This is a genomic window from Pseudomonas sp. NPDC087615 (assembly GCF_044743445.1).
GTDB lineage: Bacteria > Pseudomonadota > Gammaproteobacteria > Pseudomonadales > Pseudomonadaceae > Aquipseudomonas > Aquipseudomonas baetica_A.
Map to the genome: position 1 here is coordinate 63,249 of NZ_JBIUWM010000026.1, position 22,998 is coordinate 86,246.

Sequence of the window (22,998 nt, forward strand, 5' to 3'; positions counted from 1 at the left end):
TCTCATCATGAATATCAGCAGCAAAGACTTGCCCGATCTGCAAATGGACACCACGTTTACTTCGCCGCAAGGCAACGCCGCGGCGCAGCGAGCCTTGGATTACTACTTGAAACCAGCTGTGTCAGAACCCGAGGTCGATGAGCGTTTTTTCGATGTCAAACGGCATCTCAGTGGCGAAGAAGCCTTGGTGCATGCCTCTGATCTCTTGCGCTGCGCGGCCGCCACTGCTTTCAAGGCAGCGGAAAACCTGCAAGGCGCGAATCGCGACCTGGCCTTTTCAGTGGTGCACATGGTGGATATGGCGCGGGCGATGGTCGACCACTCGCTCGATGGCGAAGAAGTCTGAGGAACGGGGGCCGGTGGCGCGGGAAAGAATTTTCCAATCACGCCAATAAAAACATTTGACTTGCAAATGATAATGATTATTATTGCAAGCAGCTGGTCGCGAGATCAGTCGATGGACCAGAGACCTTAGGTCGGTCTTCTGGACTATCTCCTCATCAGGCTAATCACGGTTTTTGACCCGGCTTTTTGCCGGGTCTTTTTTTTACCCGTTTTTCGGGCTTATGGCTTCAGGCTAATGAAGTCTTTAAGTGCTGCAAATTCGATGACGCGGATAGTATCAAAAGAGTATTGCTTGGCAAACGAAGCCCGAGCACATTGGGGCAAACTAATAGCAATTAGCGCTTGAGAATCAATCGCATAGCCTCTAAGCTGCATGAGCGTCATGGAGGACGCCCCCGCCACGCACCCGCATTTCCCCTCGGTTTCATCTCTGTCTTGCGTGTAAAGTAGCCACCATAAAAATCATATTCAGGAATCGATTATGACCGTGGCCAAATCTTCGTTCGACATCAGTGCCAACTTCGACAGCGGCAATATTCAAGTCATCGACATCAGTAATCCGCTCAATCCGGTTCTGGCCATCCGCCCGGACACCCGAAGCGCCCACTTTCAGTGGTTCCACTTCAAGGCCAGTGGTCTTCATGTCGGCCAGGAACACTGGTTTCGCCTCAACAACGCCAGCCAATCTTCGTACAACAAAGCCTGGGATGGTTATCAGGCCGTAGCCTCCTACGATCACGTCAACTGGTTCCGTGTACCCACCATTTTCGAAGGCGACTGCCTGCGTTTCTGCCTCGAAGCCACCCAGACTCACGCCTGGTTCGCCTATTTCGAACCCTACAGCCGCGGCCGCCACGACTGGTTGATCGAACAAGCGCTGACCAAGGCCGGCACCGAGTTGCTGGCGACAGGTAAAAGTGTCGAGGGCCGCGATATTCAGTTACTGCGCAAAGGCAGCGGCGCGCAAGGTCAGCGCAAAATCTGGATCATCGCCCAGCAACACCCGGGCGAGCACATGGCCGAGTGGTTCATGGAAGGGGTGATCGAACGCCTGGAAAGACACGACGATCCGGTGCTGAATAAACTGCTCGCCAGTGCCGATCTGTACCTGGTGCCAAACATGAACCCGGACGGCGCCTTCCATGGGCATCTGCGCACCAACGCCATGGGACAAGACTTGAACCGTGCCTGGCAGAGCGCCAGTCAGGAAATCAGCCCTGAAGTCCTTTTCGTGCAGCAGCAGATGGAAAAGTACGGCGTCGATCTGTTTCTCGACGTACACGGCGATGAGGAAATCCCTCATGTCTTCACCGCCGGCTGCGAAGGTAATCCGGGTTATACGCCGCGGCTGGAGAAACTCGAAGAACATTTCCGCAGCCATCTGAAACACACCACCAAAGACTTCCAGACCAAATACGGCTACACCCGTGACGAACCGGGCCAAGCCAACATGACCCTGGCGTGCAACAGCGTTGGCCAACAGTACGATTGCCTGTCACTGACCCTGGAAATGCCGTTCAAGGATCACGACGACGCGCCGAACCCGCAAACCGGCTGGTCGGGCAAACGCTCCAGCCAGCTAGGCAAAGACGTGCTGACGACCATTGCCAGCATGGTCGATACCCTGCGCGATCCACTCTCCCTCGCCTGACCAAAAGATTGGGTAGCTGCCCCTGAAAAATGGCGCATCGTCACAATGCGCCATTGCGGTCAGCTAACCGCGATTGCGACCGCGCAACATGCTGTCCAGCACTTCGTCGCGGCGCACCCAGCCATGGAACAACGCCGCCGCCAAGTGCACCAGCACCGTCAAAAACAGCAGATAAGCCAGATAACCATGGGCCCTGCGCAGCAACGCAAACAACTGCGCATCGGCCGGGACAATCGACGGCAATTGCAGCGACGCGCTGAGCATCACCGGCTCGCCCGAGGCGCTGATCATCGCCCAACCGAGCAGTGGCAGTACCAGCATCAACGCATAAAGCAACACATGCGAGGCCTTCGCAGCTATCACCTGCCAGCCCGGTAGATCCTCCGGCAGCGGCGGCTGGCGTGTGGAAAAACGCACCAACAGACGCACGATCACCAGCAACAGAATCGCGATGCCCAAGGGCTTGTGCAGGTGGATCAGCCATTCATGCCGTTCGGAGACCGAGGTGACCATGCCGGCACCAATAAACAGCATCGCGATGATCATCAGCGCCATCAGCCAATGCAGCAGGCGCGCCAACAGCGCGAAATGAGTCGGTTGAGCGCTCATGGACGAGCCTCCTGTTTGGCGGCGGGCAACTGGCTGACTTCGCGGGTGCGACGCAGATAGGAATTGGCGTAACCGGCGGAACGGGCCGCGAGCAACGGGTCGTCGGAGCCTTGAATCCCGGCCGGCAACACCAGCGGGTCGTAATTGATGTCGCGGCACTCACCGCTCAGTTGCGGCTGAGTCTTTTCCAGCACCAGGGTGCCGGCGTTCACAACCTTGCGCCCTTCGGGCCAAGCCTTGCTGGCGTCGTTCACCGGGTCACCGGCGTTAGCCAACGTGATATTCAACTGAAAACGCAACGGTGCAGCGGCAAGCCGTTGCACCAGATCCCTTTCCAGAAAGTCACCGCCCTCGGGTGCGCTGTCACCCGCCGCGTCTTTAGCCAATGGCGTCATGCTCCAGCGCACAGCCTGCTTCTTCCCGCTGGCGTCCACCAGATAGAACGCATTGACGCTGTTATAGGTTTCGGTGGCGTAACTGGCCGATGGCTTCGCGGTCTTCACCCAAGTCAGAAACGGCACAGCTTCCGGGTGCGCGGCGAAGAACGCCGGCACCTTGCTTGGGTCAGGTTTGCCCGTGGCCGGATCCGGCGACTGCGCCTGCTGCAACTGATAGAACGCCTCAGGCGTGCCCACCGGGAACACCGGCATGCTGTTCATCCCGGTGCGCCACTGCTGACCATTGGCCTGGGTGAAGCGCAGCGCCAGACTGCGAATCGGCACGCTGCTGTCCGGCGCATAGGGATTACCCGCCGGCAACGCAAAACGCCCCACCACCGGGGTGCGCGGCTCGTTGAACACTTGCGCAGCCGAGAACACCCGCGCCTCGCCACTGCTCTCGAAATGCCCGATCACACACACACCTTTGGCATGATTGCGACGGAATCCGGGATGCACGCCGTTGTTTTTCTCCAGCACATCGACCAGCGCCTTTGGCGTCAGGCGTTGTGGGTCAAAGGTGCCGTGAACGTAGGCAAACGCCCCGGCCACTGCGGCGACTACCACGGCAATGCCGCCAAGACGCAGTACCAGGCTCGCGGCACTCAGTGGCGGGCGCTGCGGCCCGCCTGAGGGTGAAGTGCGATCAACCATGAATAACTCCAGGACCATCGGCCACAAGTAGGAAGAGTCAGCAAGACGCACCCCGTCTGGATTTATTCCACAGTCCGGTATTTATTTTTCCGAACGTGGAATAACCTCCAACGGCGGACGTCTCCCTAGTCCACAGCGTAGTAACCAGCAGAATTTCATGAGCGAATTCGACGAACAATTGAGAGAAATCATTCCCGGATTGCGGCGTTTCGCAGTGTCGTTGACGCGCAATAGCAGCAGCGCCGACGATCTGGTGCAGGCAAGCCTGGAGCGGGCCTTGTCGAGTTGGGGCGGCAAACGCGTCGACGGTGATCTGCGCGCCTGGCTGTTTGCGATCCTCTACCGACAGTTTCTCGATGCGCATCGCCGCGCCCGACGCTATGCGCGGATGCTCGAGTTTTTCACCGGGCGCGACGATGCCGAACCTTCGGTTGAGCGCACCGTCATCGCCCAATCGACACTGCAAGCCTTTGATAGATTGCCCACCGAACAGCGCGCGCTACTGCTGATGGTCTCGGTTGAAGGCCTTTCCTACAAGGAGGTCGCCGAGATCCTTGGCGCCCCGATCGGCACCGTGATGTCGCGCCTGTCCCGCGCGCGCCAGGCCTTGCGCCAACTCAGCGATGGTGAAATCAGCAGCCCTTCTTTGCGGATACTCAAATGATCAGCCTGCCTCCCAGCGAGCATGACCTGCACGCCTACGTCGACCACCAACTCAGCGACGCCGACCGGCGTGTGCTGGACACCTGGCTGGCGAATCACCCAGACCAAGCCGCGCAGGTTCGCGCCTGGCAACGCGACGCCCAGCAATTACGTGCGGCACTGGGGGGCGCGTTGCAGCAGCCGGCCAATCCGGAGCTTGACCCGGCACTGATTCGCCAGCGCCGCAAACGTCAGTCACGTCGACACCTGGCCAGCGCCGCCGTGTTGCTGATCGCCGTCAGTGTGGGTGGTTTCAGTGGTTGGCAAGCGCGAGAAATGACCCTCGTGCGCGCCTCGGCATTACCAATGACCGACGCCTTGCAGGCCTATCGCTTGATTGCCCAGCAGGGAATGCTCCCGGCCGATTACAAGGTCGACAGTAACGGCGACATGCAGCGCTGGCTCGACCGCTATTTCACTCAGGCGAGTCGCTTGCCGGATCTCAAGGCTGCCGGGTTTGAACCGGTCAGCGGACGGTTGCTCAGCACCGACGAAGGCCCGGCGGCGATGGTGATGTATGAGGATGGAGGTGGGCACAAAGTCAGTTTTTATGTGCGACCACCGGGACCTAAAAATACCTTTCTGCCGCGTGGCAGCCGCAACGATGGGGATCTGCAGGCCGAATACTGGTCCGGGCACGGGTATAACTATGCGATGGTCAGCCCGGTTGATACGCCGGTCGCCCCACTGCTCAAGCAATCCCTGCCATTGTGAAACGCGAAATAACCCTGTGGGAACGGACGCGACCAATACAGCGGGCCCGGACGCACATTTGTGTTCAATGGCCGCCCACTCTCGAGCGGCTGCAGTAGAAGACGCGCTCTGCGTGTGGTTACACTACGCCGCCGCGCTCCGGGGAGCCGGTTTGACGAACACGGAGTCACCACAAAGTGCCCGCCCGACCGCCAAAACGAACGCGATTGATCCAGCGCTGGCCAGTGTTACGCCGCTGGTTCGGTAAACGCCTGCCCGCCGGAGCTGGCCATGACGCCAGTGCCCAGTCGATCCGCGACTACTTCCGGCACAAGGCCCACAGCCAGGGTTACACCCTCAGCCACAGCCAGCAGCGCGTGATCGATTGTCTGGCGCAGCAGGCCAGTCTGCTGTTCGGCGCAGAATCACACACCCCGCCGAGTCTGTATCTGTACGGCGCCGTTGGACGCGGCAAGAGCTGGCTGCTGGAGGGTTTTTTTCAGGCGCTGCCGATCACGCAGAAACGGCGGCTGCATTTCCATGAGTTCTTTGCTCATCTGCATCAGGGCATGTTCCGCCATCGCGAACAGGGCGATGCCCTCGCCCTCACGCTCGATGAACTGCTGCAAGACTGCCGGGTGCTGTGTTTCGACGAGTTTCATGTGCATGACATCGGCGACGCGATGCTGATCAACCGGTTGTTCAAGGCGTTGTTCCAGCGCGCGATTGTGCTGTTGGTGACCTCGAACTACCCGCCTGAGGGCTTGCTGCCCAACCCGCTCTATCACGCCCGCTTCAAACCCGTCATCGAACTGATCAACTCACGCATGCAGGTCATGGAAGTCGGCGGGCCGCACGATTACCGAAGCCAGGCGCGCAACCACGCGCATCAATTGTTCACGCAAGGTCACTATGTGTGGCCGGCCACGCCAGCTCAGCGCCACATCCTGAACCTGCCACCGCACGATGCTCCAGCTCTCGCCCTAGCGGTCGGCACCCGGCAATTGCAGGCACGGTTGTGCGAGAGTCAGCGGGTCGGTTTTACCTTCAGTGATCTGTGCGAACAGCCGACGGCGGTGATGGATTATCTGGAGCTTTGTCGGCGTTTCGACCACTGGGTCATTGATGATCTGCCGGCACTGGCTGAATGCTCGTTCGCCGCGCAACAGCGTTTCATCAATCTGATCGACGTGCTCTACGATCAGGACAAATGCTTGACCCTGCTCGGTCAACTGCCGCTGTTTGAGAGTCTGGGCGGCAATGCCATTGACCTGGCCCGCACGCGGAGCCGGTTGGGGCAGTTGCAGGAAGTCCGCCCCATTACCTGACAAGCCGAGTTCCCCTGCGAAAGCGCGATCGCAGTGCAGCGGAAGAATTCGACAGTGTTGAATCTGCCGTTATCATGTCGCCCATTCCTTGCGACTCCTCTATTGCGAAGACCTTTATGCATACCCTTGCTCAATTGCGCGCCGGCGAATTGTCGGGCATCACGCGGCTGGATCTGTCCTGCGGGCTGACCGAGTTCCCGCCGCAGATCTTTGATCTGGCCGACACCCTCGAGGTGCTCAACCTCAGCGGCAACGCCTTGAGCAGTCTGCCGGATGATTTGCATCGGCTGACTCGGATGCGCGTACTGTTCTGCTCCGACAATCAGTTCACCGAGCTGCCCGCCTGCCTCGGCCAATGCGCCGCGTTGACGATGATCGGTTTTAAAGCCAACCGCATCGTCGATGTGCCGGGTGCCGCCCTGCCAACGCGGCTGCGCTGGCTGATCCTGACCGACAACTGCATCGAAACCCTGCCGAGCGAACTGGGCGAACGTCCTGACCTGCAAAAACTCATGCTGGCGGGCAATCGCCTGCAATCGCTACCCGCGTCTCTGGGTAACTGCCATCGGCTGGAGCTGATCCGCATCGCCGCCAACCGCCTGAGCCAATTGCCACCCTTTCTGCTGGCGTTGCCGAGCCTGACGTGGCTGGCCTATGCCGGTAATCCACTGGAAACCGAAGCCGACGCCGCCGCCCTCCAAGCCACACCGCAGATTGACTGGTCAACACTGCGCCTGGAGCAGCAACTGGGCGAAGGCGCTTCGGGGGTGATTTCCCGGGCGACCTGGCAGCAAGCCGAGGGCTCACTGAAGCCGGTCGCCGTGAAGTTATACAAAGGTGAAATGACCAGCGATGGCTCGCCGCTGCATGAAATGAACGCCTGCATCACGGCCGGACTGCACCCGAATCTGATCCGGGTTGAAGGTCGTATCGATGGCCATCCCGAAGGCCAGCAAGGGCTGGTGATGCAATTGATTGATCCGAGCTTTCGCAATCTGGCGGCATTGCCGAGCCTGGCGTCCTGCTCACGGGACGTTTACGCCGAAGATTGCCGCTTCACGGCCGACGTTGCGCTAAGGATTGCCAAGGGCATCGCGTCGGCGGCCGAACATCTGCATCAACAGGGCATCACCCACGGCGACCTCTACGGGCACAACATTCTGTTGAACGACGAGGGCGATTGTTTGCTGGGAGATTTCGGCGCGGCGTCCTTCCATGCCACCACGGACAATCTGGAGACACGATCACTGCAACGCATCGAAGTGCGTGCGTTCGGGGTTTTGCTCGGGGAACTGCTCGCGCGGATCGACTCGGGGTTGAGTGATGAGCGGCGTGGGGTGCTGGAGGATTTGCAGCGGCGCTGCTGTCAGGCCGATGTGCTGGGGCGGCCGGGGTTCAGTGAAGTGATTGCGGTACTGGACAAGCAGTGACCGCAACGCGGTCAATCACGGGCTTGCCCGCGATTGACCGCGTTACCGGTAAAACGAATCAGCCCGCCAGACCGACAAACATATCCTGTACGTCGTCATGGTTGTCGAGGCCTTCCAGGAACGCTTCAACCTCAGCCATCTGCTCATCGCTCAAACCGCTGACCGGGTTCTTCGGCTGGTAGCCAAGCTTGGCCGACAACACGGTGAAGCCTTGCTCCGGCAGGGCTTTCTGCACGGAGTCGAGGTCGGTCGGATCGGTCAGGAACAGGGTTGCGCCGTCTTCACCCGGTTCAAAATCCTGGGCACCGGCTTCGATGGCAGCCATTTCCGGATCAGCGTCCGGGGTGTCCGGCGATGCTTCGATCATGCCCACATGGTTGAAGTCCCAGGCAACGGAGCCGGAAGCGCCCAGTTGACCCTTACGGAACGCCACACGGATTTCCGCGACGGTGCGGTTGATGTTGTCGGTCACGCACTCGACGATCAGCGGTACCTGGTGCGGCGCGAAGCCTTCATAAGTCACGCGATGGTATTGCACGGTTTCACCCAGCAGGCCCGCGCCTTTCTTGATTGCGCGATCCAGGGTTTCTTTCGGCATCGAGGCTTTCTTGGCCTGTTCGACCACCAGACGCAGGTGTGCGTTGGTGGCGGTATCGGCACCGTTGCGGGCAGCAATGGTGATTTCTTTCACCAGTTTGCCGAAGATTTTGCCCTTGGCGTTGGCTGCCGCTTCTTTGTGTTTAACCTTCCACTGTGCGCCCATTACTCACTCTCTTGATCTGTGGCGCCGAGACATCTATTGGCCGACGCGTGGCGCCAAGTTTATACGGCCTAAAGTCGGCAATCGACCAAAAAAATCCAATGTGGAATCGACTTATTCACCAGACCTTGTAGGGGGATTCTGAAAAACCCCTTTGACATAACCATTCAACGCTGGGGTTTCGTACCCTCTGAGGCCCGTATTGCCTGACAGAGCCTGTTCGAATGCTCAATGACAAGGAAAGTCCGCTCACCCTCACCCTGACCGACAGCGGGTTATGCCTGCCAGTGCTGCGTTTTCAAGGCGAGGAAGCGCTCAACCAGACCTACCGTTTCGACATCGACCTGATCGGCCTGGCACCCGCCGTGCCCCCGGGTACACTGCTGCAGCAACCGGCATTTCTGCGCCTGAACGACCATCACGGGATCCACGGCATGATCCACAGTGCCACTTGCGAACACCGTGGCACGCATCGGATTGGCTATCGACTTGTCTTGGTGCCACACCTGCAAAGACTGTCGCGAACGATTAAACGGCGCGTGTTTATACAACTGAGCGTGCCGCAAATTCTCCAGCAGTTGTTCGTTGAAAATGCCCTGCCGAGCAATAGTTATCGTATTGAAATGACCGTGGGTCAGTACCCGACGCGGCCGTTCTGCATTCAGTTCGAGGAAAGCGATCTGGCGCTGCTGCACAGGCTTTGCGAAGAGGAAGGCATTCACTATCACTTCGAACACCGGGTGGACGGTCACGTTGTCGTGTTCGCCGATGACAGCCTGAGCTTGCCGCAAGAACCCGCATTGGTGCCATTCAACGTCGACGAGCAAACAGCCTCGCCCTGCGTCAGCGCGCTGTACCAGCATCATCACGCCACGCCCATTGCGACGCTCCACGCCTTGCGCAATCGAGGGCAACAGGCTCTCGGCGAGGATGCAGCCAATCAGACTTCGCCTATCGCGCCGCAGCCCACGTTGTCGCTTGAACAACGTCATGCCGAACAACGCAGTCGCCGCCATCTGGAGCGACAACGTTGCCAGCATCGCTCAATCAATGGCCGCAGCGACTGCGTCGGTTTGCTCAGTGGGCACTTGTTGCAAGTGACAGAGCACCCGATCAGCAACTTCAACGACCAATGGCGAATCACTGCCATACGCCATCACGGGCAACACCCATCGATTCTTGACACAACCCCGACCCAGCACCGTTATTACAACGACTTCACCGCCCAGCCCTGGTCAACTGACTATCGCCCGCCCCTCAAAGAACCGCGTCCGAGCGTCGCAGGCTTTCATCTGGCGCAGATACTTGGCGCGTCGGGGCAACCCGCGCAACTCGATGAACAGGGGCGCGTCGCCGTCATTCTCTGGCCTGCGCAAGACCCGAACACCACTGAAACCGACGCACTGTGGCTGCCCATAGCCATGACCCGGGCCAACAGACGACTGGCAGCGGATGAACTGCCGTCTGCTGGCAGTGAAGTCTGGGTGAGCTTCCTCGACAGCGATCCGGACCGACCAATCCTGTGCCTCGACAGCAGACGCAGTCCGCCGCCACGCGAGACAGCGCCGATGCCTGACAGCAGCCTTTTACTGGATTGGCTACTCAACAGCACCGCGCCATGACAGTCCTCCCTGCTGGCGTTGTCGCAGCCTGCGACAATTCCTGCTGGGGGCCTGAAGCGAACCTGTCAGGCCGGCGCCAAGCCAAAAAACGCCTGAATCAAGCGCAGCTCCCGCCGCCGCTCCATGCAGCCAATCATGTGCCGGTTTCCCAGCCCTTCGCCGGCAATCGGAATGGCCACCACCCGAGGGTCATGGCTAACCTCCACCGATGACACCACACCAACTCCCAATTCTGCGGCGACCGCTTCGGTCACCGCCTCGCGGCTGTCCAGTTCCAGCAAGACCCGTGGATGAATCGACGCCTGCGCGCAAGCCTGATCAAACGTGCGCCGGGTAATCGAACCTGGCTCACGCAAGACCATGATCACCTGATCCAGCGCTTTGAGTTTCACCTCCCCGGCCCGCGCCGCCCATGGATGGCCCGCGGGCACCAGGGCGCATATCCGCGACTCGCTCAGCGCTTGCAGATGCAAGCCTTTGCGCGGTTCGACTTCGGTCATTACTGCAACGCCCGCGTGCTCAGATAACAGCGCTGCCAGCGTTTCCTGCGCATTGCCCAAGCGCAAATTCACCGTGATCCCTGGATACCGCGCCCGCAGACTCGCCAACATCGGCATGACCATGTGCGGCCCATCTGCCGCCACTTCCAGGCGCCCGGTCAGCAACTGCCGGTTGGCCTCCAGCATCGCCTGCGCTTCTTCGGCAAGGCCGAACATCCCCCGGGTGATCGCCGCGAGTTTGGTGCCCTCCTCGGTCAATTCCACGCGCCGCGCGGTACGCCGCAAGAGGGTGATCTGGTAGTGCTCCTCCAGCGCTTTGATGTGCCCGGTGACCGCCGGCTGACTGATGAACAAACGCGCGGCGGCGCGGGTGAAGCTGCCCTCCCGGGCTACGGCGTCGAACGCTCGTAGCTGAAAAAGGTTCATGAATAACCCTCACTGATGGCTGGCATAACAACAAACAATTTGATTGATGCAACGGCGAATTGCAACGTATGCCCCGTAGCTTCACCCCACAGCGCTATCCAAGGACATACCAATGAGTATCGCCGAACCCATCCTGCTGACTCCCGGCCCGTTGACCACTTCGGCCCGCACCCGTCAGGCGATGATGATCGACTGGGGGTCATGGGATGACCGCTTCAACCAACTGACCGCCATCCTTTGCGAACAACTGCTGGCGATCCTCAACGGCGCCGCCACCCACCACTGTGTGCCGTTGCAAGGAAGCGGGACATTTGCCGTCGAAGCGGCCATCGGCACGCTGGTACCGCGTGACGGCAAAGTGCTGGTGCTGATCAACGGTGCCTATGGCCAGCGTCTGGCGAAAATCTGCGAGGTGCTCGGCCGCTCGTTCAGCACCTTCAAAACCGCTGAAGACGAACCGACCACGGCCGCCGACGTTGACCGCCTGCTGCTTGCCGACAACGCCATCACCCACGTCGCGCTGATCCACTGCGAAACCAGCACCGGGATTCTCAATCCGCTGCCAGAAATTGCCGACGTTATCGCGCAACACGGCAAACGCCTGATCATCGACGCCATGAGTTCCTTCGGTGCGCTGCCGGTGGATGCGCAGACAGTGCCGTTCGACGCGCTGATCGCCGCGTCCGGCAAATGCCTGGAAGGTGTGCCGGGGATGGGTTTCGTCTTTGCTCGCAAAGAGTCGCTGGCCGCTGCTGCCGGTAACTCGCACTCGCTGGCGATGGACCTGTTCGACCAGCACACCTATATGCAGAAGACCGGCCAGTGGCGCTTTACCCCGCCCACCCATGTGGTCGCGGCGCTGCACGAAGCCCTGCGGCAATACAACGAAGAAGGTGGCCTGCCGGCACGGCATGCGCGCTACGCGGCCAACTGCCAGGCGCTGATGGAAGAGATGGGCAAGCTGGGTTTACGCAGTTTTCTGCTGGCAGCGATTCAGGCACCGATCATCGCCACGTTCCATGCGCCGACCGATCCGCGTTATCAGTTCAAGGACTTCTACGAACGGGTCAAGGCCAAGGGCTACATCCTCTACCCCGGCAAACTGACCCAGGTTGAAACCTTCCGCGTCGGCTGCATCGGCCACGTCAGCCCGGACGAAATGCGCCAGGCCGTCGCAGCAGTCGGTGAAGCGTTGCGCGAGATGGAAGTCCTCGACATCTGATTCCCCACAAATCCCTGTGGGTGGGGGCTTGCTCCCGAAAACGGCTGAATATTCAGCATTGATGTCGACTGACACACCGCCTTCGGGAGCAAGCCCCTCCCACAAAGAACCGCATTGCCAACTCAGGAATTTTTGCCATGAACTATGTAAATCCAAACAAGCTGCAAGCCGCCATCCTCGATTGGGCCGGCACCGTGGTCGACTTCGGTTCTTTCGCGCCGACTCAGATCTTCGTCGAAGCCTTCGCCGAGTTCGACGTTCAGGTCTCCATCGAAGAAGCCCGTGGCCCGATGGGCATGGGCAAGTGGGATCACATCCGCACTCTGTGCGATCAGCCACAGGTCGCCGAGCGTTATCGCCAAGTGTTCGGTCGCACGCCGACCGACGACGATGTCACCGCGATCTATAACCGTTTCATGCCGCTGCAGATCGAGAAGATCGCCGAACACTCGGCGCTGATCCCAGGCGCTCTGGACACCATCGCCCACCTGCGCGAGCGAGGGATCAAAATCGGCTCCTGCTCCGGTTATCCGAAGCAGGTGATGGACAAAGTCGTCGAACTGGCCGCCACCAACGGCTACGTCGCCGACCACGTCGTCGCCACTGACGAAGTGCCGAATGGCCGCCCATGGCCGGCCCAGGCACTGGCCAACGTGATTGCGCTGGGCATCGACGACGTCGGCGCTTGTGTGAAGATCGATGACACTGTGCCGGGCATTCTCGAAGGTCGGCGTGCCGGGATGTGGACGGTGGCGCTGATCTGCTCCGGTAACGCACTGGGTCTGGACTACGAGGGGTTCCGCGCACTGGGCAGCGATGAACTGGCCAGCGAGCGAAAGCGCATCCACGCACTGTTCGAAGGTTCGCGCCCGCACTACATGATCGACACCATTACGGATCTGCCCGAGGTGATTGCCGACATCAACAAGCGTCTGGCCAAGGGTGAAATGCCGCAATCGAGTTGATTCATCGCCTACTGCAAACGAAAACGCCAGTGTCTGTCCCGACCTTGGCGTTTTTTTTGACCACTTCCTGACACAGCGCATTGAAACGCCGATCAGCAACAGGCAAATCCGCCAAAGCGGATTACAGTTAAGACATGCCGTCATACAAGAACGGTGCGTTTGCCCCCTGATCTGTGAGGAAACACCGTATGCCGTGGACCAGTTCCGAATCTCGTTACAGCACCGTCTCAGTCATGTTGCACTGGCTGATGCTGGTGTTGTTGGTGCTGGTGTACGCCAGCATGGAATTTCGCGGCATCTTCCCCAAAGGCAGCGGCGGTCGCACGCTGATCAAAGAAGCCCACTACATGCTCGGCCTGACGGTGTTCGTGCTGGTGTGGTTCCGTCTGCTGGCCCGCAGCGTCGGCCCAGCACCGAAAATCTTCCCGGCCTCGCCGCCATGGCAAACCGTGCTGGCGCGGCTGATGCACTGGGCGTTGTACCTGTTCATGATCAGCATGCCGATTCTCGGCTGGTTGATCACCAGCGCCGAGGGGCATCAAGTGATGTTCTATGGTTTTGACCTGCCGTTGCTGGTAAATGAGGACAAGGCACTCGCCAAACAGGTGGAGTACTGGCACGTACTCATCGCCACGATTGGCTACTGGTTGATCGGGCTGCATGCGCTGGCGGGGATCTATCACCACTATGTGGTGCGCGATAACACGCTGGTGCGGATGATGCCCAAACGCAACTGAACCTCACGGCGCGGCCGCAAATCCGCGCCGTCCTTGCAAACCACCGGTATGCACGAAGATCAGTCGCGTGCCGCTGGTGAACCTGCCCGCTTCGACTTGCTGCCTGAGCGCCAGCAACGCCTTGCCGGTGTACAGCGGTTCCAACGGCACACCGCTGACCTGTTCGGTCTGTTCGATGAACCCAAGCAATGGCGGATCAACCTTGGCGAAACCGCCACGGCTGGCGTCCAGCAGCTCATATTGCGCCTTGCACAGCCCGGCCTCGCGAATGATCGCTTCGACTTGTGGTGCCACGCCGTGGTCGTCGGGCACGGCCAATGCGCCGTATACCGGACGTTCGCCCGCCTCTGCCAGCACCAGTCCCGCCAGCGTCGTTCCTGTGCCGCAAGCCAACCACCAGCCGTGAAAATCGCTCCAGCCCAAATGGCTCAGTTGCGCATTGGCCTGCGCTTTGAGCGCGACGCAACCGAGGGCGCCGCTTAATCCACCGCCCCCCTCCGGCACCGCATGCAGCGTGGGATATTGCGCCTGCCACGGCAGCCAGAATCCCGGTTCATGCCGCGCCCGATAACCGCCGTAACCCAGCCAGTGCAAGTGCATGCCGAACGCTTGCAGATCCTTCACGGTGGGCGTTTCCTGGGCATGGCCACGCAACAGCCCGACCGTTTTGAAGCCTAGACGCTTGCCCGCCGCCGCCAACGCGTGCAGATGATTGGAATGTGCCCCGCCAAGGCTAATGATGCCCTCGGCACCGGCAAGATCGGCAGCTTTCAGGTGCTCGACGAGTTTGAACCACTTGTTGCCGCTGATCAGCGGATCGATCTGATCGAGACGCAGGATCGCCACTTCCACATTCGCGGCACTGAGCCAGTCCAGTTGGAGGCGTTCGAGGGGGGCTTGAGCAAGCCAATCGTTGGAGGGGAAAAGCATTAATGGCGGTTCCAGAACAAGAACCGCCATCTTAGCAGCCAGAGACACTCCCCCAGTGGGGGCGGGGAATTTGCCCTGCTTAGAGTTCGGCGGCGAGGCGTGAACCCTGATTGATCGCGCGTTTGGCATCCAGCTCCGCCGCCACATCGGCGCCGCCGATCAGGTGCACATTCTGGCCTGCTGCCACCAAGCCATCGTGCAACTCACGCAGCGGGTCCTGTCCCGCGCAGATGACAATGTTGTCCACTGCCAGCACTTGCGGCTCGCCGGTTTCGCCGATGCGGATGTGCAGACCTTCGTCATCAATGCTCAGGTATTCGACGCTATTGAGCATCTGCACCTGCTTGTTCTTCAAACCGGTACGGTGAATCCAGCCAGTGGTCTTGCCCAGGCCATCGCCCACCTTGGTTTTCTTGCGTTGCAGCAGGAACACTTCGCGAGCCGGCGCGTGCGGAGCCGCCTTGATGCCGGCCACGCCACCTCGGGCTTCAAGGTGAGTGTCGATGCCCCATTCTTTCCAGAACGCGGCTCGATCGAGGCTGGTGGCCACACCTTCATGCACAAGGAATTCCGAGACGTCGAAACCGATCCCGCCCGCGCCGATCACCGCCACACGCTTGCCGACCGGTTTACGCTCGAGGATCACATCCAGATAACTCAGCACCTTGGCGTTCTCCACCCCCGGAATCGCCGGCACTCGCGGCGCAATACCGGTGGCGAGGATGATTTCGTCGTAACCGCCGTCCACCAGTTTTGCCACATCGACGCGGGTGTTCAGGCACACCTCGACATGGGTAGTCTGCAGCTTGCGCTTGAAGTAGCGCAGGGTCTCGAAAAACTCTTCCTTGCCCGGCACGCGCTTGGCGATGTTGAACTGGCCGCCAATCTCGCTGGCCGAATCGAACAGAGTCACCTGATGGCCGCGCTCGGCCGCCACGGTCGCGGCGGCCAGACCGGCAGGCCCGGCACCGACCACGGCGATCTTCTTGATCTGCTGCACCGGCAGGTAGTTGAGCTCGGTTTCGTGGCAGGCACGCGGGTTGACCAGGCAACTGGTGAGCTTGCCGCCGAAGGTGTGATCGAGGCACGCCTGGTTGCAGCCGATGCAGGTGTTGATTTCATCGGCACGGCCTTCAGCGGCCTTGTTGACGAAGTCCGGGTCGGCGAGGAACGGCCGGGCCATCGAGACCATGTCGGCGTCGCCCTCGGCGAGGATCTGCTCGGCGATTTCCGGGGTGTTGATGCGGTTGGTGGTGATCAGCGGAATGCTCACCGACCCACGCAGCTTGGCCGTGACTTTGCTGAACGCCGCACGCGGGACTTTAGTGGCGATGGTCGGAATCCGCGCTTCGTGCCAACCGATACCGGTGTTGATGATGGTCGCACCCGCCTGCTCGATGGCTTTGGCCAGGGTCACGATTTCATCCCAGGTACTGCCGCCCTCGACCAGATCGAGCATCGACAGACGGAAGATGATGATGAAGTTCGGGCCGACCGCTTCACGCACGCGGCGAACGATTTCCACCGGCAGGCGCATACGGTTTTCGTAGCTGCCGCCCCAGCGGTCAGTGCGGTGGTTGGTGTGCGCGGCGAGGAACTGGTTAATGAAATAACCTTCCGACCCCATGATCTCAACGCCGTCATACTCGGCCGACTGCGCCAGTACCGAACAGGTGACGAAGTCGCTGATCTGCTTCTCGATGCCTTCCTCGTCCAGTTCTTTGGGCTTGAACGGGTTGATCGGTGCCTGAATCGCACTCGGCGCGACCTGTTTCGGGCTGTAGGCATAACGTCCGGCGTGGAGGATCTGCATGCAGATCTTGCCGCCCGCCTCGTGCACCGCGCGGGTGACGATGCGGTGCTTGAGCGCTTCTTCCTCGGTGGTCAGCTTGGCTGCGCCGGAGTACACGCCGCCCTCGTCGTTCGGGCCGATACCGCCGGTGACCATCAGGCCGACGCCGCCGCGGGCACGCTCGGCGAAGTACGCCGCCATGCGTTCGAAACCGCCCGGTTTTTCTTCAAGGCCCGTGTGCATCGAGCCCATCAGGGTGCGGTTGCGCAGCGTGGTGAATCCCAGGTCCAGCGGGGCCAACAGGTGCGGGTAATGAGCGGCGGTCATCGGTAACTCCACAACGAGCAATCACGGAAAAATTGCGGGAGCTCTTTGTCCCCCATCAGTCATGCTCGACAGACTAAGAGTCGCATCGCTGTCACTCAATGACCGTAACTGACAACTTATTGATCCAAATGCGCAGCGCCCTTGGCAAGTCCCGCCATGGGCCCTACCCTAGTCGCCACACCCTGCACCCGGCTGTTGTTGGTTTTCATGCGCAAACTTTTGTACCTGTTTTTTTCCATGGCCATCTTGGCCGTTCTCACCACCTATGCCATGTGGGCGGCAGACCGGCCTGCGGGGCATTACCTGTCGGACTTGCGCATCAAACTGGCGGTCGATCAGGGCACGCCTGCCGACCGTGGCAATTTGCTGGGTATCCAGCCAGAGCTGTTTCCTACCGACTATCAAAACCCCGAGCGACTGCACCGCAAGCTTGCGGCTTATTTGCAGCAAGCGCAGGATCAGGGCTTGTTGAATGACAAAACCGTGGTGGTGCTGCCCGAACATGTCGGCACCTGGCTGATGATCAGCGGCGAGAAAGACGAGTTGTATCAGGCACCGACTCTTGCCGAAGCGATGAACTGGCTGGCGGCGAGCAATCCGCTGCTGTTCGCCAGGGCTTGGCTCAGCGCCAAGGGTAGCGACCGTCTCGACGACGCTCACCTGCGCATGAAATCGCGCGCCATGGCCAAAGACTATCAGGCGCTGTTCGGGGGTCTGGCCAAAGAGTTTCATGTGACCCTGGTGGCTGGCTCCATCGTGCTGCCTGAGCCGAGCATCCGCGACGGCCAACTCAAACCCGGCAGCGGCGCGCTCTACAACAGCAGCGTGGTCTTTGGCCGCGACGGTGTGCCCCTCGGCCAGCCGCAACGCCAGATGCATCCGGTCTTCGACCAGCGTGACGTCATCCAGGCCAGTGAACAGACGATCAACGTCGTTGACACCCCGGCCGGACGCCTCGGCGTGCTGATCGGCAGCGACAGTTGGTATCCAGACAACTACCGCAAACTCGATGAACAAAGCGCGCAACTGGTGGCGGTGCCGGCGCAGGTGCTCGGACATGGTGCATGGGATCAGCCGTGGCGCGGCTATAAGGGTTCGAGTACACCGAGTTCAGTCAGCCTCAAACCCGGTGAAGTCAGCGAAGGCCAAGCCTGGCATCGCCTGACCCTGACCGCGCAGCCGCCCAGCAGCCGGGCGACTGCCGGGATGAGCGTATTCCTGCGTGGGCAATTCTGGGACAAGGCGAGTTCGGGTCAGAGCTTCCTCAGCAGCAACGGTCAGCAGTTTGCCGCAGGCGATGCACGCGGTGCATGTTTGCTGAATATCTGGTTGTAAGCCATGAAGCCGCTGCCGATGCGCCTCGGGGATCTGTCGGTAGGCTTTGTCCATAGCCTCGCCGACGCCGTGCGCAGTCATGGCGTCGACCCACTGCCGTTGTTGGACCAGTACGGTCTGGATGCGGCGCGATTGGCCGAGGCCGGTGCACGGCTTTCGATCCCGCGTTATATGCGTTTGGGTTATAGCGCGATTCAATTGACGGAAGATCCGGCGTTGGGCTTGCGCATGGGCCAACTCAGTCGCCTGAGCCAGGCGGGATTGGCCGGTGTCACAGCGTCGCAGGCCCCCACGGTGCGCGAAGCGGCCCGATGTCTGATCCGTTTTGAACCGTTGTACGGCTCCAATTACCGCGGCCAGTCGAGTTTCCACGAGGACGCCAACGGCGCGTGGCTGCGTTTCTATTCAATCAGCCCATACAACGCCTATAACCGCTTTGTGGTGGATTCAATCATCGCCGGCTGGCTGCATCAGCTATCCAGTGTCGGCGGCGAAGTGCTCAAGGCCGAGCGCATCGAAATCGAATTCGACGCGCCGGATTACCACGACGCCTACCGCGTGCTGGGCGATTGCCCAATCCAGTTCGGCGCCGAGCGCAATCAATTGCGCCTGAACCTGAGCAGCCTCGCCCTGCGCAACCCTCAGCACTGCCCGAGCACCTGGCGGCACCTGCTGCAACTGTGTGAACGAGAACTGGAACAACTGACCCGCACTCGCAGCCTGCGCGAACGCATCACGCAATTGCTCGGGCCTTTGCTCAGTGGAGGCCGGGAACCGGACCTGGAAGAAGTGGCGGCACGCCTGAAGCTGCCTACTTGGACTTTGCGGCGCAAACTGGCCGAAGAAGGCACACAGTTTCGCGCGATCCTCAATGACACTCGCCGTGATCTGGCGATGACCTACATCCGCGACACCGAACTGGCGTTCGGCGAAATCGCCTACCTGCTGGGCTTTGCCTCAGCCGAAGCGTTCCAGCGAGCGTTCAAACGCTGGAGCGGACAAACCCCGGGCGAATTTCGCCGCAGTCATCGCAAAACAGCTTGAAGCCTTAAAGCTCGGTGGCGTCTTCGGCCGGCTCGGGCTGATCCAGTTCATAGGCCTGGAATTCGAGCAGTTCTTCTTGATAGTCGTCCATTGTGTCATCCCCCTACTGCTCTATTCGATAGTGTCCCGAGCATAGCGCGCCCGTGTGAAGGAAAAATGAAACAGCGCCTTCATGAATAAAACGTAGCAGGTGGTCAGGAATTTATCGCAGTTTTTTTGACAGCCCATAAAACAAAAGCGGGCTTGCTCGAGAAGAGGTTGTGTCAGTCGATGGAAATCCAGACTGACAAACCGCATTCGCGAGCAAGCCTGCTCCCACAGAGCTCCGGTAGGCGAATTATTGGCCGGAGGCTGGCATCGCCGGAATCGGCTCGGACGGCGGCGGGATGTCCGTCGGGTTGGCGGGTGGCGTGATGGTTTGCGTGGCTGGCGCCACCGGTTCAGCACTCGGCGCTGGGGTAATCGGGGTTGACTCGGCTGGCGGTACAACCGGCTCTGAACTGACCGGGACGGTTTCAACTGGCGCCGGCGCGGTAACCGCTGGAGCTGGCGTGGGTGCAGGAACAGGCTCAGCGGCGGGCGCAGGAGCAGGTTCTGCGGCAAGAGCTGCTTTAGGCTCAGGCATGCCCAGATCCGTCTTTGGCTTTTCTTCGATATGCGCCGCTTTCTTCGTTTCTGCCGGCAGGAACTGTTCTACCAGGGCAAAGAAACGCTCGTAGAACTTTTGCGCGGTCACCGTCTCGCTGGCAACCTTGACCATCGAATCGTCCGAAGAGCCGATCGGCATAGACACGGAGCCCAGCACACCGACACCCAGACTGGCCGAGTTGTTGGTCTTCTTCAGTGCGTAGCGATCTTGCAGGGCGTTGGCGAACACCGTCGCATGGTGCTTGCCACTGCCATCTTCGGCGCAGACCACGTTGAAACTGATCTCCAGGTGAGTTTCACCGGTCTGCTGGAAGCTCTTGTGGCCACTGACCAGTTTCGGGTCACTGCTGGTGATGATGTAGCCCTGACTGAGCAAGGCACGACGGGCCGCTTCGCAACTGCCCGTGTCGCTTACCGGATAGTTACGCGAAAACGTGCCGGAATCGTCGAAGCTCTCATGCTCATAAATCGGCTTGTCCTTCGAACAGCCAGCAACAGCGGTCAACAACAGCGCCAACCCGACAACACGCAGGGGAGTGGAAATCAACATTGAACATCCTGAGGGAAAACAGTCCGGGGCGTATTGTGCAACAGATCGCGGCCCGGCGGCGTATGGATTAGTGTCTTAAAACAGTTACAACGCTATCGCCCTTCAGTTGCGGGAGAAAGCCGCAACGATAAATCATCGATAAAAATCCGCGACTTCGCGGTAGCGGTGAGGAAAACGACTCAGGGAAGGTCGCTCGTTGAGCCTCTGAAAAGGCTATGTCGCCTGAACTGCCAACAAACAGCGCACACAAAAAACCCCGGCTGTCAGGCCGGGGCTCTTGTCTTGCCGCTCAGTCAGACATCAATAACGCTTGATCTCTGCCTGGGCTTCCAACTGCTTGCGATACGCAGCGAAGTCCTGCTGACCTTCACGAGACGCGAGGAAGCGACGGTATTGAGCCTTCTCTTCATCAGTCGGTGCAGCCGCTTCGTTGACGCCGTTCAGCCGAACGATCATCAGGCTACCGTCCGGCAGGGTCACGCTGCTGTACGTAGGCTTGTCCTTGGCAGCCGGCTTCGGCATGCGGAACAACGCTTGCAGCACAGCAGGATCAACACCTTCCTGAGCACGGGTGGCCGCTTCGGTGGTTTTCCAGCTCTGACCATCAACCGCCTTGCCATCGCGCAGATCAGCGATCAGCTTCTCGGCCTTGGTTTTGGCAGCAGCGCTGGCGTGCTCTTTGGTCAGTTGTGTACGAATGGCCGCACTCACGCTTTCCAAAGGCAGTTGCGCAGGCTTGAGGTGCTCCTTGGAGCGCAGCACGACCACGGTTTCAGGATCCAGTTCGATGGCAGTGCTGTTGGCGCCTTCATCGATCACTTCAGTACTGAACGCGGCAGTGACCACGGCACGGTTGGCCGCAATACCTTCGCCACCCTCACGGCCAAACGGCTTGGAGGTGTGCACGGTCAGCTTCAGATCCGCCGCTGGCTGAGCCAGGTCAGATGCCTCGAACGCAGTGTCTTCCAGTTGCTTGGTCGCCTCGACAAAACGCTGCTCGACTTGCGCCTCTTTCAGTTGGCGGGTCAGCTTGTCTTTCAGGCTTGCAAGGGTCGGCACTTCAGGTGCTTCCACGCCCAACAACTTGATCAGGTGGAAACCGAAGTCGGTGCGAATCGGCCCGGAAACCTGGTCCTTGGACAAGGCGTACAGGGCTTTCTCGAAAGCTGGATCGTAAACGCCAGGACCTGCATAACCCAGGTCACCGCCATTGTTGGCTGAACCCGGATCTTGCGAGAACTCTTTGGCCAGTGCTTCGAACTTCTCGCCCTTGGCCAGACGCGCCTGGATGTCTTCGATTTTCGCCTTCGCCTGCGCTTCGGTGGTCTTGTCGTTCACTTCAATCAGAATGTGCGCCGCACGACGTTGTTCCGACAGGTTGGCGATCTCTTTCTGATACGCCGCTTGCAGGTCTTCGTCCTTGACGGCGACCTGATCGAAGAAGGAAGACTTCTTCAGCTCGAGGTAATCGATGACCACTTGATCCGGGGTCATGAATTCCTTGGCGTGTTCGTCGTAGTAAGCCTTGACCTCATCGTCGGTCAGCTTGATCGCAGCCGGATCGGACTTGACGTTCAGGGTGGCGAAATCGCGGGTCTGTTTCTCCAGACGGGCGAATGCCAGCACTTCAGCGTCGGTGACGAAACCGCTGCCAGCGACACCGGCTCGCAGTTGGCCGATCAGCATTTCCTGAGCCAGCATCTGGCGGAACTGCATACGGCTGTATCCCAGCGAACGGATCACCTGGTCGAAACGATCAGAGCTGAACTTGCCGTCCACCTGAAATTCAGGTGTTTGCAAGATCACTTGGTCCAGAGCAGCTTCGGAGAAAGCGAATTTCGATTGTTCGGCACCTTGCAGCAGCAGCTTGCGATCAATCAGCCCCTTGAGAGCCGACTCGCGCAGCATTTTTTCGTCGAGCAAGGAAGCATCGAAATCCTTGCCCAGCTGTTGCATCAGCTGACGGCGTTGCATGTCAACGGCCTGGCTCAGCTCGTTCTGGCTGATTTCCTCACCATTGACCTTGGCCGCCTCGTTAGAGTGCGTCGTGGCCTTGAAAATGGCGTCGAAACCGGTCAGAGCCATCAGTGCAACGATGACTCCGATAATGGTCTTGGCAATCCAGCCTTGTGAATTGTCCCTGATATTCTGCAGCATGCGTCCCCCAGAAACGGTTGAACTTCAAAATTAGGCAAGCGTGGAGCGTGGGTAGAATCCGGATAGAAGTAAGGCGCAGCCGTGGTTGCGGCTTCTGGTATGTGGCGGAGCGGACAGGGCTCGAGGCGTCGATC

General features: G+C 59.8%; 21 protein-coding genes. 12 read left to right on the forward strand and 9 right to left on the reverse strand.

Annotation, left to right across the window (positions count from 1 at the left end):
* The first annotated feature begins 7 nt into the window (after nt 1–7).
* Entirely contained in the window at nt 8–346 is a 339-nt protein-coding gene (locus ACIOU6_RS14920) for a DUF6124 family protein (protein WP_401137443.1), read from the forward strand.
* A gap of 218 nt (nt 347–564) precedes the next feature.
* On the opposite strand, the gene ACIOU6_RS14925 is transcribed toward ACIOU6_RS14920, so the two are convergent.
* Complete coding sequence (locus ACIOU6_RS14925; RefSeq protein ID WP_221730432.1) at nt 565–729, reverse strand: hypothetical protein; 165 nt, start codon at nt 727–729, stop codon at nt 565–567.
* Between the two features lie 97 nt (nt 730–826).
* Here ACIOU6_RS14925 and ACIOU6_RS14930 point away from each other — a divergent pair, with 97 nt between their 5' ends.
* Nucleotides 827–1,996, forward strand: coding sequence for a M14-type cytosolic carboxypeptidase (locus tag ACIOU6_RS14930; RefSeq protein ID WP_221730433.1), 1,170 nt, complete (start codon nt 827–829; stop codon nt 1,994–1,996).
* 63 nt (nt 1,997–2,059) lie between these two features.
* Here ACIOU6_RS14930 and ACIOU6_RS14935 read toward each other — a convergent pair whose 3' ends face one another.
* Both ACIOU6_RS14935 and ACIOU6_RS14940 read right to left on the reverse strand, forming a co-directional pair.
* Nucleotides 2,060–2,605 (reverse strand): cytochrome b, encoded by a 546-nt coding sequence (locus ACIOU6_RS14935; RefSeq protein ID WP_401137447.1) that lies wholly within the window; start codon nt 2,603–2,605, stop codon nt 2,060–2,062.
* Nucleotides 2,602–3,696: a catalase family peroxidase gene (locus ACIOU6_RS14940; RefSeq protein WP_221730435.1), complete on the reverse strand. Its 1,095-nt coding sequence runs from the start codon at nt 3,694–3,696 to the stop codon at nt 2,602–2,604. The genes ACIOU6_RS14935 and ACIOU6_RS14940 overlap by 4 nt, the downstream gene beginning before the upstream one ends.
* A 157-nt stretch (nt 3,697–3,853) precedes the next feature.
* On the opposite strand from ACIOU6_RS14940, the gene ACIOU6_RS14945 reads away from it, so the two are divergent.
* The 4 genes from ACIOU6_RS14945 to ACIOU6_RS14960 all read left to right on the forward strand — a co-directional run bounded on the left by ACIOU6_RS14945 (nt 3,854) and on the right by ACIOU6_RS14960 (nt 7,849).
* Nucleotides 3,854–4,360 (forward strand): sigma-70 family RNA polymerase sigma factor, encoded by a 507-nt coding sequence (locus ACIOU6_RS14945; RefSeq protein ID WP_221730436.1) that lies wholly within the window; start codon nt 3,854–3,856, stop codon nt 4,358–4,360.
* Nucleotides 4,357–5,112, forward strand: coding sequence for an anti-sigma factor (locus ACIOU6_RS14950; protein WP_221730437.1), 756 nt, complete (start codon nt 4,357–4,359; stop codon nt 5,110–5,112). Before ACIOU6_RS14945 ends, ACIOU6_RS14950 begins: the two co-directional genes overlap by 4 nt.
* A gap of 176 nt (nt 5,113–5,288) precedes the next feature.
* Nucleotides 5,289–6,419 carry a cell division protein ZapE gene (gene zapE / locus ACIOU6_RS14955; protein WP_401137451.1) on the forward strand — a complete coding sequence of 377 codons (1,131 nt, stop codon included), beginning with the start codon at nt 5,289–5,291 and terminating at the stop codon, nt 6,417–6,419.
* A gap of 116 nt (nt 6,420–6,535) precedes the next feature.
* Entirely contained in the window at nt 6,536–7,849 is a 1,314-nt protein-coding gene (locus ACIOU6_RS14960; protein WP_401137453.1) for a protein kinase, read from the forward strand.
* 58 nt (nt 7,850–7,907) lie between these two features.
* Here the strand turns inward: ACIOU6_RS14960 and ACIOU6_RS14965 are convergent, their stop codons facing one another.
* Nucleotides 7,908–8,612 carry a YebC/PmpR family DNA-binding transcriptional regulator gene (locus ACIOU6_RS14965; protein ID WP_123529345.1) on the reverse strand — a complete coding sequence of 235 codons (705 nt, stop codon included), beginning with the start codon at nt 8,610–8,612 and terminating at the stop codon, nt 7,908–7,910.
* A gap of 221 nt (nt 8,613–8,833) precedes the next feature.
* Here ACIOU6_RS14965 and ACIOU6_RS14970 point away from each other — a divergent pair, with 221 nt between their 5' ends.
* Complete coding sequence (locus ACIOU6_RS14970; protein WP_401137456.1) at nt 8,834–10,231, forward strand: type VI secretion system Vgr family protein; 1,398 nt, start codon at nt 8,834–8,836, stop codon at nt 10,229–10,231.
* Between the two features lie 65 nt (nt 10,232–10,296).
* On the opposite strand, the gene ACIOU6_RS14975 is transcribed toward ACIOU6_RS14970, so the two are convergent.
* On the reverse strand, nt 10,297–11,157 hold the full coding sequence (locus ACIOU6_RS14975; RefSeq protein ID WP_401137458.1) for a LysR substrate-binding domain-containing protein: 861 nt from the start codon (nt 11,155–11,157) through the stop codon (nt 10,297–10,299).
* A 112-nt stretch (nt 11,158–11,269) separates the two neighbouring features.
* Here ACIOU6_RS14975 and ACIOU6_RS14980 point away from each other — a divergent pair, with 112 nt between their 5' ends.
* From ACIOU6_RS14980 to ACIOU6_RS14990, 3 genes are all read left to right on the forward strand, one after another.
* A complete protein-coding gene (locus tag ACIOU6_RS14980; protein ID WP_401137461.1) occupies nt 11,270–12,379 on the forward strand; it encodes a 2-aminoethylphosphonate--pyruvate transaminase in 1,110 nt (369 codons plus the stop codon).
* A gap of 137 nt (nt 12,380–12,516) precedes the next feature.
* Nucleotides 12,517–13,344: a phosphonoacetaldehyde hydrolase gene (gene phnX, locus ACIOU6_RS14985; protein ID WP_401137463.1), complete on the forward strand. Its 828-nt coding sequence runs from the start codon at nt 12,517–12,519 to the stop codon at nt 13,342–13,344.
* Nucleotides 13,345–13,532: 188 nt separating this feature from the next.
* Entirely contained in the window at nt 13,533–14,081 is a 549-nt protein-coding gene (locus ACIOU6_RS14990) for a cytochrome b (protein WP_221730444.1), read from the forward strand.
* Nucleotides 14,082–14,084: 3 nt separating this feature from the next.
* Here ACIOU6_RS14990 and ACIOU6_RS14995 read toward each other — a convergent pair whose 3' ends face one another.
* Both ACIOU6_RS14995 and ACIOU6_RS15000 read right to left on the reverse strand, forming a co-directional pair.
* A complete protein-coding gene (locus tag ACIOU6_RS14995; RefSeq protein WP_221730445.1) occupies nt 14,085–15,011 on the reverse strand; it encodes a 1-aminocyclopropane-1-carboxylate deaminase/D-cysteine desulfhydrase in 927 nt (308 codons plus the stop codon).
* A gap of 79 nt (nt 15,012–15,090) precedes the next feature.
* Nucleotides 15,091–17,130 carry an FAD-dependent oxidoreductase gene (locus tag ACIOU6_RS15000; protein WP_401137467.1) on the reverse strand — a complete coding sequence of 680 codons (2,040 nt, stop codon included), beginning with the start codon at nt 17,128–17,130 and terminating at the stop codon, nt 15,091–15,093.
* A 207-nt stretch (nt 17,131–17,337) separates the two neighbouring features.
* On the opposite strand from ACIOU6_RS15000, the gene ACIOU6_RS15005 reads away from it, so the two are divergent.
* Nucleotides 17,338–18,465 carry a carbon-nitrogen hydrolase family protein gene (locus ACIOU6_RS15005; RefSeq protein WP_401137470.1) on the forward strand — a complete coding sequence of 376 codons (1,128 nt, stop codon included), beginning with the start codon at nt 17,338–17,340 and terminating at the stop codon, nt 18,463–18,465.
* Nucleotides 18,466–18,468: 3 nt separating this feature from the next.
* Nucleotides 18,469–19,509: an AraC family transcriptional regulator gene (locus ACIOU6_RS15010; RefSeq protein WP_221730448.1), complete on the forward strand. Its 1,041-nt coding sequence runs from the start codon at nt 18,469–18,471 to the stop codon at nt 19,507–19,509.
* A 337-nt stretch (nt 19,510–19,846) separates the two neighbouring features.
* Here ACIOU6_RS15010 and ACIOU6_RS15015 read toward each other — a convergent pair whose 3' ends face one another.
* Together ACIOU6_RS15015 and ACIOU6_RS15020 are read right to left on the reverse strand one after the other, a co-directional pair.
* Nucleotides 19,847–20,707 (reverse strand): DUF2242 domain-containing protein, encoded by an 861-nt coding sequence (locus ACIOU6_RS15015; protein ID WP_401137473.1) that lies wholly within the window; start codon nt 20,705–20,707, stop codon nt 19,847–19,849.
* Nucleotides 20,708–21,007: 300 nt separating this feature from the next.
* Entirely contained in the window at nt 21,008–22,864 is a 1,857-nt protein-coding gene (locus tag ACIOU6_RS15020) for a SurA N-terminal domain-containing protein (protein WP_401137476.1), read from the reverse strand.
* Nucleotides 22,865–22,998 lie beyond the last annotated feature (134 nt).

Excerpts from the sequence above, each read along its gene's own strand:
- ACIOU6_RS14990 (WP_221730444.1), top strand. The coding sequence starts at position 13,533 with ATGCCGTGGACCAGTTCCGAATCTCGTTACAGCACCGTCTCAGTCATG.
- phnX (WP_401137463.1), top strand. The coding sequence starts at position 12,517 with ATGAACTATGTAAATCCAAACAAGCTGCAAGCCGCCATCCTCGATTGG.
- ACIOU6_RS14925 (WP_221730432.1), bottom strand. The coding sequence starts at position 729 with ATGACGCTCATGCAGCTTAGAGGCTATGCGATTGATTCTCAAGCGCTA.
- ACIOU6_RS14960 (WP_401137453.1), top strand. The coding sequence starts at position 6,536 with ATGCATACCCTTGCTCAATTGCGCGCCGGCGAATTGTCGGGCATCACG.
- ACIOU6_RS14945 (WP_221730436.1), top strand. The coding sequence starts at position 3,854 with ATGAGCGAATTCGACGAACAATTGAGAGAAATCATTCCCGGATTGCGG.
- ACIOU6_RS14965 (WP_123529345.1), bottom strand. The coding sequence starts at position 8,612 with ATGGGCGCACAGTGGAAGGTTAAACACAAAGAAGCGGCAGCCAACGCC.
- ACIOU6_RS14970 (WP_401137456.1), top strand. The coding sequence starts at position 8,834 with ATGCTCAATGACAAGGAAAGTCCGCTCACCCTCACCCTGACCGACAGC.
- ACIOU6_RS14940 (WP_221730435.1), bottom strand. The coding sequence starts at position 3,696 with ATGGTTGATCGCACTTCACCCTCAGGCGGGCCGCAGCGCCCGCCACTG.
- ACIOU6_RS15020 (WP_401137476.1), bottom strand. The coding sequence starts at position 22,864 with ATGCTGCAGAATATCAGGGACAATTCACAAGGCTGGATTGCCAAGACC.
- ACIOU6_RS14975 (WP_401137458.1), bottom strand. The coding sequence starts at position 11,157 with ATGAACCTTTTTCAGCTACGAGCGTTCGACGCCGTAGCCCGGGAGGGC.
- ACIOU6_RS14920 (WP_401137443.1), top strand. The coding sequence starts at position 8 with ATGAATATCAGCAGCAAAGACTTGCCCGATCTGCAAATGGACACCACG.
- ACIOU6_RS15000 (WP_401137467.1), bottom strand. The coding sequence starts at position 17,130 with ATGACCGCCGCTCATTACCCGCACCTGTTGGCCCCGCTGGACCTGGGA.
- ACIOU6_RS14930 (WP_221730433.1), top strand. The coding sequence starts at position 827 with ATGACCGTGGCCAAATCTTCGTTCGACATCAGTGCCAACTTCGACAGC.
- ACIOU6_RS14980 (WP_401137461.1), top strand. The coding sequence starts at position 11,270 with ATGAGTATCGCCGAACCCATCCTGCTGACTCCCGGCCCGTTGACCACT.
- ACIOU6_RS14935 (WP_401137447.1), bottom strand. The coding sequence starts at position 2,605 with ATGAGCGCTCAACCGACTCATTTCGCGCTGTTGGCGCGCCTGCTGCAT.
- ACIOU6_RS15010 (WP_221730448.1), top strand. The coding sequence starts at position 18,469 with ATGAAGCCGCTGCCGATGCGCCTCGGGGATCTGTCGGTAGGCTTTGTC.
- ACIOU6_RS14995 (WP_221730445.1), bottom strand. The coding sequence starts at position 15,011 with ATGCTTTTCCCCTCCAACGATTGGCTTGCTCAAGCCCCCCTCGAACGC.
- ACIOU6_RS15005 (WP_401137470.1), top strand. The coding sequence starts at position 17,338 with ATGCGCAAACTTTTGTACCTGTTTTTTTCCATGGCCATCTTGGCCGTT.
- ACIOU6_RS15015 (WP_401137473.1), bottom strand. The coding sequence starts at position 20,707 with ATGTTGATTTCCACTCCCCTGCGTGTTGTCGGGTTGGCGCTGTTGTTG.
- ACIOU6_RS14950 (WP_221730437.1), top strand. The coding sequence starts at position 4,357 with ATGATCAGCCTGCCTCCCAGCGAGCATGACCTGCACGCCTACGTCGAC.